This is a genomic window from Pedobacter sp. HDW13, assembly GCF_011303555.1.
In the GTDB taxonomy this organism is placed as follows: domain Bacteria; phylum Bacteroidota; class Bacteroidia; order Sphingobacteriales; family Sphingobacteriaceae; genus Pedobacter.
The window spans coordinates 4,841,644-4,854,119 of sequence record NZ_CP049868.1 but is presented as its reverse complement, the minus strand read 5'-3'; the positions used below and the strand labels follow the sequence as shown (position 1 = coordinate 4,854,119).

10 protein-coding genes are annotated in these 12,476 nt (G+C 39.1%); 1 reads left to right on the top strand and 9 read right to left on the bottom strand.

Annotated features, from left to right (window positions below; translation table 11 throughout):
- The first annotated feature begins 536 nt into the window (after positions 1–536).
- Positions 537–1,283 (top strand): hypothetical protein, encoded by a 747-nt coding sequence (locus G7074_RS20425; protein WP_166211007.1) that lies wholly within the window; start codon positions 537–539, stop codon positions 1,281–1,283.
- A gap of 772 nt (positions 1,284–2,055) precedes the next feature.
- On the opposite strand, the gene G7074_RS20420 is transcribed toward G7074_RS20425, so the two are convergent.
- The 9 genes from G7074_RS20420 to G7074_RS20380 form a co-directional block, all read right to left on the bottom strand.
- A complete protein-coding gene (locus G7074_RS20420; RefSeq protein ID WP_166211004.1) occupies positions 2,056–3,063 on the bottom strand; it encodes a YncE family protein in 1,008 nt (335 codons plus the stop codon).
- A gap of 42 nt (positions 3,064–3,105) precedes the next feature.
- Entirely contained in the window at positions 3,106–6,162 is a 3,057-nt protein-coding gene (locus tag G7074_RS20415) for an efflux RND transporter permease subunit (protein WP_166211001.1), read from the bottom strand.
- Between the two features lie 2 nt (positions 6,163–6,164).
- Positions 6,165–7,091 carry an efflux RND transporter periplasmic adaptor subunit gene (locus tag G7074_RS20410; RefSeq protein ID WP_124559306.1) on the bottom strand — a complete coding sequence of 309 codons (927 nt, stop codon included), beginning with the start codon at positions 7,089–7,091 and terminating at the stop codon, positions 6,165–6,167.
- 2 nt (positions 7,092–7,093) lie between these two features.
- Entirely contained in the window at positions 7,094–8,341 is a 1,248-nt protein-coding gene (locus tag G7074_RS20405; protein WP_124559307.1) for a TolC family protein, read from the bottom strand.
- Positions 8,342–8,484: 143 nt separating this feature from the next.
- Positions 8,485–9,276, bottom strand: a complete 792-nt coding sequence (locus G7074_RS20400) for a phosphatase PAP2 family protein (protein WP_166210998.1) — start codon at positions 9,274–9,276, stop codon at positions 8,485–8,487.
- A 5-nt stretch (positions 9,277–9,281) separates the two neighbouring features.
- Entirely contained in the window at positions 9,282–9,686 is a 405-nt protein-coding gene (locus G7074_RS20395; RefSeq protein ID WP_124559309.1) for a hypothetical protein, read from the bottom strand.
- A gap of 184 nt (positions 9,687–9,870) precedes the next feature.
- The gene (locus G7074_RS20390; protein WP_124559310.1) at positions 9,871–11,121 is read right to left on the bottom strand and encodes a HAMP domain-containing sensor histidine kinase; all 1,251 of its coding nucleotides are present in this window, start codon (positions 11,119–11,121) and stop codon (positions 9,871–9,873) included.
- Positions 11,118–11,795, bottom strand: coding sequence for a response regulator transcription factor (locus G7074_RS20385; RefSeq protein ID WP_124559311.1), 678 nt, complete (start codon positions 11,793–11,795; stop codon positions 11,118–11,120). Before G7074_RS20385 ends, G7074_RS20390 begins: the two co-directional genes overlap by 4 nt.
- Positions 11,796–11,869: 74 nt before the next feature.
- Positions 11,870–12,469 (bottom strand): HD domain-containing protein, encoded by a 600-nt coding sequence (locus G7074_RS20380; RefSeq protein WP_124559312.1) that lies wholly within the window; start codon positions 12,467–12,469, stop codon positions 11,870–11,872.
- Between the last annotated feature and the right edge of the window lie 7 nt (positions 12,470–12,476).

The following is a 12,476-nucleotide window of genomic DNA, read 5'->3' as shown; positions in this document are numbered from 1 at the left end:
CAAACGATTGTCTAATTTTACATTGCCTTTTTATTCCAGCATAAACCAGCTGCCTGCTTTACAATGTTGGGTTGATCAGTTTTTAAAGAAATAGAGTGATTAATGAAAGTCTTTTGATTAAAAGGTTTCGAATCAGATTACATTACAGTAGTGCAGTCATTACTAACGATAAGGTATATTCACTAATTCTTATAGCTTATAGCCGATTTACACAGAGAATTATTAATCTTCCGGGCTTACAAACAATGACAATATGCTTACTCCACATATTCCAGATAGTTGTAGAAATATTTCCCCACTTTCTACAAAATGGGAAAATCTAACCCCATTCCATACTCCCCATTTATAGCCGGTTTGAAAAAAACATCTATTTTTCCATATGATATTATAGGCGATAAACAAGGCTTTAACAAACCATAAAGCATTATTTTATATCTACTCCCGCACCTTAAAAGCTAAAACTACTTGGCTAAAAACAAACTGGTTTGGCATTTGCCTTAGCTATTTTGATAAGCAGCTAAAATGATCAGTCTATTTTGCGCTATTTTTTTATTTACCTAAAGAAACAAACCAATGTCAACAACCGAAAGCGGCTTCGCAAAAAATGCGGCCAACTTAAAAGATTTAATTATCCGTTTAAAAACCCTTGGTGCAGACTACAGCCACCCAAACTTAAATTTTCGATCGAAAACTTAGAACAGTTATCTACAAATGCTGATGAGGCCATACGTATTGTTAGCCAGGTTTTACCTGTTTACAGCAAAGCTGTGGATGAACAGGAGCTTATTTTTAAACCTTTTAACCATTTAATTACCCGCAGCTACAATTATCTTAAGGCGGCTATTGATAACCCGGCCGAACTACAAACAGCTAAAACACTGGCCGATAAATTAAGGGGAATAGGCAAAAAAAGTAAAGCCACCAGCGATACGAATACCCGTATCAAGCCCAGGGTATCTTACGATGGCAGGATAGAAAATTTTAAGCAGTATATTGATGTATTGATAACAAGTAAAGTTTACGAGCCTACAGAAGCTGATATCAATATCGCATCTTTCCAAAGCCTGCTTAGCGGTATGGAAGCCAACATTACAGCGGTTGCACTGGCTAAAACACCTCTTGATGATGCACGTAAAAAACGATTCAACATTTTTTATACTGAGCAAACAGGCTTAATTGATATTGTATTAGGCGTTAAGAACTACATTAAAGCATCGTTAAAAAACGATCATCCGCAACGTAAACACATTTTAACATTATCCTTTAGCAGAATGAATTTGTAAGTGTATAATTTAGATACTTTGGTCAATTTATACAATCAGGCTATCCTAAAAATGGGATAGCCTGATTGTTTGGCGCTTATACTTGTCCTCCCCAAAACCTGTAATGTGTTTGCATGTTGTAAAACCTATCAGGTAATTTTAAATTAATTGCTGGTATCCGAATAATTGAACATCAAATTACCATAGGTATTACTGGCAAAGCTAAGGCAGCTATATTTTCACCCATAATTACCGGTATCTCCGAGCTATTGTAGCTTGTCTCCTGAAAATCCCATACAACAGCTTATTTCTTCTTGCTTGCTTTGTTCTTGTCGCTAATTTGATTTAAAGACTCGGCCTCTTTTAACAGATAACGCTTTAAAAGCGCAATTAACTCTTTCATATTATTTACCCTTTAGTTATGCTAATTTATTTTGTACCTGTAGTAAGTATTTTCACTTGTAATTCTAAATCAATAGCACAAAATTACTAAAAAAATTAGTAAAATAAATTATAATTACCAACGCTACTTTTAGATATTTTTATAAGAGATTTATAAGTACCGCCAAGATTTGCAAAGCTGTGCCTTAAATAATCAGAACCGCACGTAATTTATCATATGCGTACCTTAAATGATCCGAACTGCACCGTAATTTATCATAATTTCATTAAGATAATGAGGTGGTTACAGAACACTCATTGCATTAAAAACCTCGACCAGGTTCAATAAAAAAAGGTGCCAGGTGAAACACAATATGCTTCCCGGCACCTTCAGATTTTAGAAACAATAGTTTTATTTACCTACTTCCAGGATTTTAAAACTGCCGGCAATGCGATGCGGACGTTGACTTGCATCTGTACTTTTTTCAAAATTTGCCGTAGGTAAAAAAAGATGGTGATTTGTCAAATCAATGGCAATAGTTCTGGCACCTACTGCTGTACTCACAGTTTCCTGCACCACAAATTTATTTGCCGAGATTTCTTTCACCACAGTAATGCTGCCTGCCCCATTCGCACTATAAGCCAATTTAGTAGCCGGATCGAAAACTACACCATCACAGTTATCGCCAATCGGTAACGAAGCAATCTGTTTACCTGTTTTGGCATCCAGAATAAACATCAGCTTGTTGGCACAAACAGTAAACAGCCGCGATGTTAAACGATCGATAGCCAGGCCAGATGGTTCTTCTCCTCCTTTTAATTTATATCTTGATAAAACTTTATAGCTGGTGATATCAAAACAAACAATTTCTCCGGTATCTTCGATATTTACATATACTTTTCCTTTCCCGTCTGATACGCCTGCCTCTGGTTTACCACCTAAAGCAATCGTAGCAATAACTTTATCCATTTGGGGATCGATAATGCTGGCATCGTTACTTTTGCCATTAAATACAATTACTTTCTTGCTGTAATCATCAAAAAAGGTGGCATCGGGGTTCTGCCCTACCTTAACCTGTCCCAAAACTTTAAAATTGTTCAAGTCGAAAATCGTGCAGGTTCCTGCCTTACCATTGGTGGTATAGCCCTTACCAAATGGATTGGCAATTGTAATGCCGTGCACACCAGGTGTATTGTAAATTACGCCAACCGAATCGCCATTATTCTTGTTTAATATATTTACCTGGTTGCCATGAGCAATAAAAAGATTGTTATGCTGCTGATCGATACTTAGGTAATCCCAGCCGCCATCGCTTTGAATTTTATGGACAGCCAGCACACGTAAACTGCTTTTTTGCTGTGCAATTGCAGTAAGTGAAACTGCAAAAAGGATCAAAATACTTAATAATTTCTTTTTCATTTTTTTAGTTTAATATTGATTTATGGTTTGGCTTAAAAACTGTTATACTTTAGCAGCATCAGCTAAAAGTTGGCTTGGCTTATAGCATTTTCTAATCAGGCTTGGCAAAGCCACGAGCAGCAAAGGTAAGGCTACAATAAAGCCACCAATTACAGCAATGGCCAGCGGCTGATGAAGTTGTGCTCCTGCCCCGATACCTAAAGCCAAAGGCATTAATGCGATAATTGCCCCCAGGGCAGTCATTAATTTTGGTCGTAAACGGGTAGAAATAGCAAAGGTAATGGCATCATCAACACTTAGTTTTTCCAGCGATTCTTTAAACTGTAGAAAGGTGAATATGGCATTCTCGCCAATAATACCCACAATCATAATCAAGCCCGTATAACTGCCCACATTTAAAGGGGTATGTGTTAAAAACAAAGCCAGATAACTGCCCGAAATGCCCAGTACCGAGATAACCAGAATAAGAAAGGCAATTTTAAAATCTTTAAACAAGAACAGAATTACGCTAAACACCAGCAAACTGGAAGCAATAAGAATGGTTAACAATTCGGAGAAGGATTGTTGCTGTTCTTTATAGGCACCACCGTATTCGATGTGATAACCAGAAGGCAGGTTTATATTGTTATTTACAGCTTTCTGAATATCTTTCATTACGCTACCCAGATCGCGGTTATCCAGCCTTGCTGTAACCACTCCAATGCTTTGCAGATTTTCTCTTTCTACCTCAGCATTTCCGGATTTTAGCGCCACATTGGCCATTTGCTGAATAGGAACAGCAGTTCCATCAGCCAGGAAAATTTTGAGTTTATTAATATCGGCCACGCTAAAAGTCCTGCTTCCGGGGTACACCATGCGGATAGGCGAAAGTTGTTGTTTATCGTATAAATCGCCTATTAAAGTGCCCTGCATTGCTGTTTGAAGCTGCGACTGAAAAGAAGCCGGACTTACTCCATATTGTGCCAGCATAGCAAAGTTAGGCTCAATGTTTGCAGTCGGCCCCGAAAGTACAATACCATCAAAAACATCGGCTGTACCACCTACATGCGAAACTATACCTGCAACCTTTTTAGATAAGCCTTGCAGTTTCTCTTGATCGTTACCAAAAATCTTGACTTCTATTGGCTGGGTAGAGCTCATTAAATCGCCCAGCATATCCCCTATTACCTGCCCAAAATCAATAACCAGTGCAGGCTGGGTATTTTCTATATGTGTGCGGATCTCAGAAATCACCTCATCAGTGTTTTTTGTTCTGTTTGGTTTCAGCTGTATCAGGTAATCACCGGTATTAGGTTCAGTAATAAAAAAACCCATCTGTGTTCCTGTTCTTCTCGAATAGGCCTGTACGTCGGGTATTTTTACAATTTCCTTTTCCACTTCCTTAAGCATCCGGTCGGTTTCTTCGAGCGATGTACCTGGTGGAGAAGCATAATCTAAAACAATACTGCCTTCATCCATTTCCGGGAGAAAACCAGTTTCCAAACGAGGAAAAACAAGTGCTATCGATGCAACCAGTACGAGCAAAAATAGAATTGAAATAGCAGGCCGCGTAATAAAATAACGCACCCAGTTTTGCGATTTAACCTCATGTACTACCACCTTTTTGCCTGAAGCAGCATGGCTGCCTCCTTTGCGGGTAAGCAAAAGATAAATTACGGGTAAGCCAATCCAGGTAACAAAGAAAGAACAAACCAGCGTAATAATCATGGTATTGGTCATTACCTGAAAATAAGAGCCTGCAACGCCCGTCATCAATACAAAAGGAACAAAAATTACGATGGTACTAATGGAAGAACCCAGCATAGCCGGAAAAAGATAGCCAACGGCTTTGCTCAGCAGCCGCATGGTAAGCTCTTCGGGGTGTTCTTCGTGTGTGCGGTGAATTTGTTCTACCACTACAATGGCATCATCTATAATTAAACCTATGGCCGCAGCAATGGCACCAAGTGTCATAATATTGAGCGAATAACCGATAAAATAAAGCACAATTACCGTTAAACAAAGCGTAACCGGAATGGTAATCAATATCGTTGCACTCGCCTTGAACGATCTTAAAAAAATAATCGCCACAACAATAGCCAGCACCAAACCAATTAATAAACTATCGCGAACACTTTTTACTGATTCGTTTACAAAATCGGCCTGTACGTAATAGGGTTTAATGCTTACCCCTGCTGGTAAAATATGTTTCAATTGCGCTACCTTGCTATGCATCTCGTTAGAAAGATCGACCAGGTTGGCGTTGGGCTGTTTAATTACGGCGATCAGGATTCCGTCTTTCCCGTTTGCATTAATCCTCGTATACTCTACACTTTGCTGAATGTTTACCTTCGCAACATCCATTACCTTAATAATCCGGTTGCCTTTTCTGCTCAGTACCAGGTTTTCTAAGTCGCTTTTATTTTTAACCGTAGCATCGGTTACGGATAGATATAAATAATTGTGATCGGCCAGGTAGCCGTTAGATTTTATAAAATTGGTTTGACTGAGTGCGTTACTAATCTGATCGGGAGCAATGCCCAGCGTTTGCATTTTTTGTGCATCGAGTTCCAGCCAATATTCTTTGCTTTTACCGCCAATAACACGAATCTCCGAAACCCCGTCAACCTGTGAAAGAAATGGTTTTACTGTATAGGTGGCAATTCTTTTCAGTTCGGCGGGAGAATAATTATGACTTTCAAGGCTGTATCCGCTTACCGGAAGGATAGACGGATTCATTTTCTCGACAGATATGTTAACACCAGCAGGCAATGAAGCACTTATTTTGGCAATCTGCGATTCTATGCGTTGCTGGCTCAAATCGATATCGGCGCCAGGATTCATAAATGCAGAAAGCTCGCAGCTACCCCGACTGGTAGTACTCCTAACCAATTGAAGATCGGGCACCTGTTTTACCGCATTTTCTAAAGGCCGCGTTACAGTAACCACCATTTTATCAACCGGCTGCAATTCTGCATCGGCAATAATCTTAATCTTTGGAAAGGTAATTTCAGGGAAAAGACCGGTTTTTAGCTGACTAAAAGAATAAACCCCTCCCACTATAATGATTAGCAGTACTGCCAGAATTGGGTTTTTATGCGAAACGAAAAACTTGTTCATGGCTATTGCTGAATTTTAACTTTGGCCGTATCGGCTATCCCATAGTTGCCGGAAGTAATGATCCGGTCTTTTTTCGAAAACTTAGGCTCAAGCACTTCGATGGTATGCTGATTTTCGATTCCCCTTTTCACTTTTACCTTTACTGCGGTAGAATCGTTGATGAGTTTCATTACCCAAAACTCATCTTCTGTTTCGTTAGCCAACACTGCCGATTTTGGTAATACCTGTGCCTGCGTATGACTTACTTTGGTTAACCTCACTTTGGCAATTAAACCTTCGGGAATATTATTGCCTGCTCCAACTTTAAGGATATAACGCTGGGTTTGTGCTGCCGAATCAACCGAAGGCATAGTGCCCGAAACTGTTCCTGTCATTTTTGTTCCATCGGGCAACAGCACAGCTAATGTTTTGTTCTGGTTAATCAACTGGTTATACTCGTAAGGCAAATCGAGCAAAAAAACAAGGCTATTTCTGTTACTAATGGTTGCCAAAGCTTCTCCATCCTGCACATAGTCTCCTTTCTGGTGGTTTACCTGAACAATGGTACCTGCCTGATCGGCCCTGATGTTGGAAATGCCCGAAAATTTAAAACCAGCATCGAGCTTATTTACACTATTGCCTATTGATTTTGCTTCTTTGGTGATTAAACTAAATAACAGTTGATGACTGCCTACCTGCTTACCTGTTATGGCTTGTGTGCTTTCTATATAACCATTGATATTGGCCTTTACAAAGCTCTTTTCGAGATAGGCCGAAACCGCCGAAAGCTCAACAAATTCGGCCAGCGAACTATCCTGAATCGTAGTAACCTGAACAGGTGTAACCGGCGAAGGTTCATCAACCGCATCTGCCGATTCTGAATGACTACAGCCCGAAAAGATAAGCAGTACGGCAATGCAACCGCATATAAATTTTAGATCGCTATTCATGGTTATCGGTTCCAGTAATTAAATTGATTAATCAGTTTTAAACGGTTAATATTGGTTTGGCGCAACAGGTTTTGGGCCGCCAGGTAATTGTTAATGGCAATTACAAAATCGGCTACTTTTAAATCGCCGGTATGCATCAGTTTACGGTCTACATCAATTAAACCTTTGCTGAAACGGATCTGTTCGTTTATTTTAGGAAAAAGGGCGTCTGTTTGATTAAGCTGTTGCCTGATCAGGTTTAACTGTTGTTCTTGCTGACGCTTAAAAAAATCGCGGTAATCGGCTATTGTTTTAGCGGATAGGTTAAGCTTTTGGTACTGCATCTTCTTTTGATGACCATCATAAATTGGCACCGAAAAGGTAAAACCAACACTTGTACCCAAATTTTTATAAGGCTGCAAAATAAACGATGAATTATATCCTCCATTGGCATACACGCCTAATTTGGGTTTATAGCTAAGGTCAATTGCGTTTTTTTGATTGTTGTTTTTTAAGCTATCAATGTCAAAACGTTTACCAAAAAAACCATGAGCAATAGTAGTTACACCACTTTGTAACTTTGGATCGGCCAGCACAACCTGCGTAGTATCGGTTATGCCTGCCAAATAATTTAAGGTGGCATAATCGTTTTTAAATTGCAACTCTGCCTGTTTTACTACCAATTGTTGTTGTTGCAGGGTAACCAGGAAGGTTAAATATTCAGATTGTTTGTAAATATTACTTCTGGTTAATTTCTTTAACAATGTTTCTTCCTGCTCCAGTAATGTAATTACCTCACGGTTAAAATCTACCTGTTGCTGACTGGCATAAGCCACAATGTATTGATCGGCAATGGATCTTTGCAAATCAAATAGCGATAGCTGGCCTGCATATTTAATAGAATCGCTTTGTATCTTTATCCCCTCAAGCTGATTATTGATCCTCTTTTTGTTTAGCAAATCGTAGTTTACATTAAGCAAGGCTTCTAAAGCCTGCCCGTTGGTGAGTACTTCATCGTAACCATAACCCCGAATAATGGGCGCATCCATCCCTGCGGCACTTGCCGTAACCTGTGGCCCTCCGGTAGCACGAATAATTAAGCTATCTACCCCGGCAGCCCGTTGCTGGTTCTTAAAATCTTTTAGTACCGGACTGGTTAATTCGGCCTGTTTTAAATAGTAATCAAGATTCTTTGCCGGCACTTGTGCAATTACCTTTATTACTGAAAAGGTAAACAGACAAAGCACCATGCAGGTTAATTTTAGCTTCATTTTATAAATTATTCACCTCAATTATTTCGTTTTTTCGCACCATCCAACAGCTAAGCAAGTCCAAATTACAAATGAATTATGAAGAAAGTCTGTAGCTGTTTTTTTGAACGCTAGACAAAATTAATTGCACACTCATTTTAAGATTATAACCTACCCGAAAGCATTAAGCCTGTACTTCCTTGTTGGTAAAAAGGCATTAGGGTAAAATTTCCATCTTTCTTTTTGGTAAAAAGGCTTTTAATGTATGGATACACCAGATAAGATATTTTTGTAGAAGCTATTCCGAATCCTGCACCAGCCACCACATCACTAAACCAATGTTTATTGTTATACATGCGCAATGTTCCGGTGGCTGTGGCTACAAAATAACCTGCATAGCCAATCCACGGATTAACATCTTTATACTCCTGGTGTAAAAACTCTGCTGCCATAAATGCCGAAGCCGTATGTCCGGATGGGAAAGAGTTTTCGCTGTTGCCATTTGGCCGTTCCCTACCTACACCCTGCTTTACAAAATGGGTAGAAACGCCCATAATAGCTGCTGAAGTAACATACAACATCGAGGCATCGAACAGATTGTGTTTACCTTTTACTCCAGATAGGTTAAGTGCATACACCGCAGCGGCAGGCGCAAATTGGAGGTAATCATCAACATGTGCAGCAAATAAAGGATGGTCTTCCTGTAATTCTGCTTTGGTACTCAAATCGAGTTGCTTTAAAGCGCCATGATCGTAAACCGCAGCAAAGCCGTAACCTGCTAATACCACAGGTGCAATAAAAGCGGCAGCCTTAAATTTTCTTTTTGGAACCGGATTTCCCGTATACCACCTTCCTAACGAATCGGCAGCAATATTTTTAGCTGAATCTATACTTTGGGCAGCGCACGAAAAACTAACGGAAACGAAAAGGATTGTGCAATGGAAGAAATTACGCATGACTACTATTTTACAGGATTTCCGTTCGAATCGAATAAAAGGTCTTTTCCTTTTACTTCGGCTTCATAATATATCGTTCCGTCTGCCTTGGTAATTTTAGCAGCTTCGGCAATTTTTGCGCCTTTTAATTTAGCCAGAACAGCAGCAGGCAATTCGGTAGATTTAATTTCTACTTCTGTCTCTAATAGCAATCCCTTGGCCGAATAAACCTCTGAGGTTTCTTTACCATTCAAGGTAAAACCGGCTTCATAATGCTGTTTTTCCATTTCCCATGAAACTTTCGTTCTGGCATGAAGTTTTGTAAATGCAGTTTTAACTTCAGCAGGTACTTTAGCTGCATTAAGTTTTTGTGCCTGAGCCAGATTAACCATACCGGTAGCTAGCAATAAAATTCCAAAAAATGTCTTCATAGTTTTAAATTTTAATCAAAACTATATTTCAATTATGTAGAAATTCTGTAGTTAGCTGCTTGCAGCATATTCAAAAAGTTTTTGGCCTAATACCCCTGATTTAATAAGAAAAAGCACTTTTAAAATCTCCCGCTGATAGCGCAGATTTACGCAGAAGAAACAGGACGGCATGCTTAAACACGGATTAAACAAAATAAACAACAAAAACATGTTCGCCTTTTTCTTCCTCATAATCGATTCGAAAGCCATAAAGATTACAGATTTGCTTAGTTATGGCTAAACCTAAACCCATACCTTCAGAGTCTACTGATTTGGAAAAACGATCGAAAATTTTGGTTTGCAGTTGACGGGGTTTCCCTGAATTGGAGATGGTTAAAGCTTGCTGATTCAGCTGAATATTGATGTATCCACCAGTAACATTATGCCTTACCGCATTGCTAAAAAGATTGTTTAACAGAATATCGGCCAGATAGCGACTCATTTTGATTTCTACAGGCATCAGTTTTTCAGTCAGCGTTAGCCCATCCTTTTCTAATAACTCCTGAAACTGGCGACCCTTTGCCTCTACCATTTCTTTAAGATCGATATTTTGATAATCGGGAATCAGGTTATTTTCAATTTTGGCCAGCAGTAATAATGATTGATGCAACCTGGACAATCTGCCTGTTGCGTGGTAAATATCTTCCAACAATGCACCCTGCTGTGCGGTAAATGATTCGGTTTGAAGTAAAGAATCTAATTTAGAATTAATTACTGCCAGAGGGGTCATCATTTCGTGCGAAGCATTATCGGTAAAACTTTTAAGTTCTTTATAATCCTGCCGTACCCTTTCGGCCATTGTATTTACAGATTTATTGAGTTCATTAAACTCATCAATTTTAGTTGGTTCGTGTTCTATATTATCCATCCGGGTAACTTCGAATGCTTTCATCCGGCTCAAAATAGAATAAAAGGGCCGCCAAAGCCTATTGAGCAAAAATCTATTGATTAGCAGGAGCGAAAGGAGCAAAACAACAGTAATACCTACGGTGATTAGTAATATAATCCTTACCAGATCTTCCGATTCAACCCGCGATTTCGTTATTCTTACCTCAATGGCTTTACCATCGAGCTGAACAACTGTAATTAAACTCCTTCCTGGCTCATTTTCCCGCTCTTTGGCATTAAAGTAATTGGTATACAGAAATTCCCGTTCTGGCAAAGGTCCGTTAAGGGTTTTATAGGAAATCTGCTGATCGATATAATTTGCTGGTAAAGGAAGTTTATGAAAAGTATCTACGTATTGGTTAATTTCGTTCTCTTCTACCGCTAAATCACGGTCCAGTTTTTCGGTTAAGATAAAGTGGATGACTACATAATAAATAATTCCGGTAATGATTAACACCACAATGGAGGTTAAAATATTTACCTGGTTGTAGCGGTTAGCCAGTTTCATATATCGCCAAATTTATAGCCAATTCCATAAACCGAACGCAGATAATCGGCCGCTCCGGCTTCGAGTAGTTTTTTACGGAGATTTTTAACGTGTGTGTAAATAAAGTCGAAATCATCCGACAGGTCCATTTCGTCGCCCCAAAGGTGCTCGGCCATTGCATTTTTAGTGACTACTTTGTTGCGGTTAGACAGAAAATAAACCAAAAGATCGAACTCCTTCTTGGTTAATATTGCCGGGTTTCCCTTAACCGTTATTTTCATGGCCGATACATCGACAGTTATTTCATTAAAGACAATCACATTGTTACCATCGAAATTTTTTCTACGGATAATGGCACTTACCCTGGCTTTCAGCTCAGATAAATGAAATGGCTTAACCAGATAATCATCGGCACCAAGATCAAGTCCGGCGAGTTTATCATCCAGAGAATGCCTTGCTGAAATAATCAGTACGCCATCTCTTTTCTTCAGTTGTTTAAGCCGGGTTAATAACTCCAGGCCTTCGCCATCCGGCAATCCTAAATCCAGAAGAATGCAATCGTAGTTATAGAGCGATATTTTTTCATTTGCAGCAGCAAAATCTGAAGCGTGTTCACAAATATTACCCTCACCTGTAAAATAGGCCAGAATACTCTCCAATAAAGCCTGCTCATCTTCTATAACTAAAATTTTCATTGGTATAATTTATTATTTAACCGGACATAAAGTAGCCATTAAAACCGGAAATTAAAAGTTCAATCCTTTTTAGCTTACGTAAACCGCTGTATTAATTTTTCTATATTCAGATTTTTTTTCTTCTGCAGGGTCTTTTTGCCATAATCTGTAAAATACTCATGTCCGGCAAGCATCTTTATATTTATGGCATCCCACTCTCTATCTGAGTATACCAAATTGAGGTTTTGCTCCCACTCTTTTTTAAGGCGGGCTGCAAAGGCGATATAATTTTGAAAGGAAAAATGATAAAAATCCGCATCGCAGATTATTTTTTCTAAATCGGTATTGGGTAATTGGGGGTATTTTGTGGCCATAATGCAATTGATTACCACTTCTATCTGGTGGTGTTCAAAACCATTTTCTAGTAAAAAACTACGGGCAATTTCGGCACTGGCCAACTCATGCCCAATGTATTGTTTAGTGTAACCCACATCGTGTAAAAAAGCTGACAGGGTAAGCAACAGTAATTCGTTTTCGCTCAGGTTGCTTTGCTTTCCGATAATTTTAACGGCCTCTACTACCAGCAAAGTATGTTCAAAATTATGAAAGTACATATTATTGTGCAGCTCCTGTTCTAAAAGTCCTTTAACGAAAGTCTCTACTTTTCCAAGCAACATTCCCTGTTCCTTTTCCATTGATCAA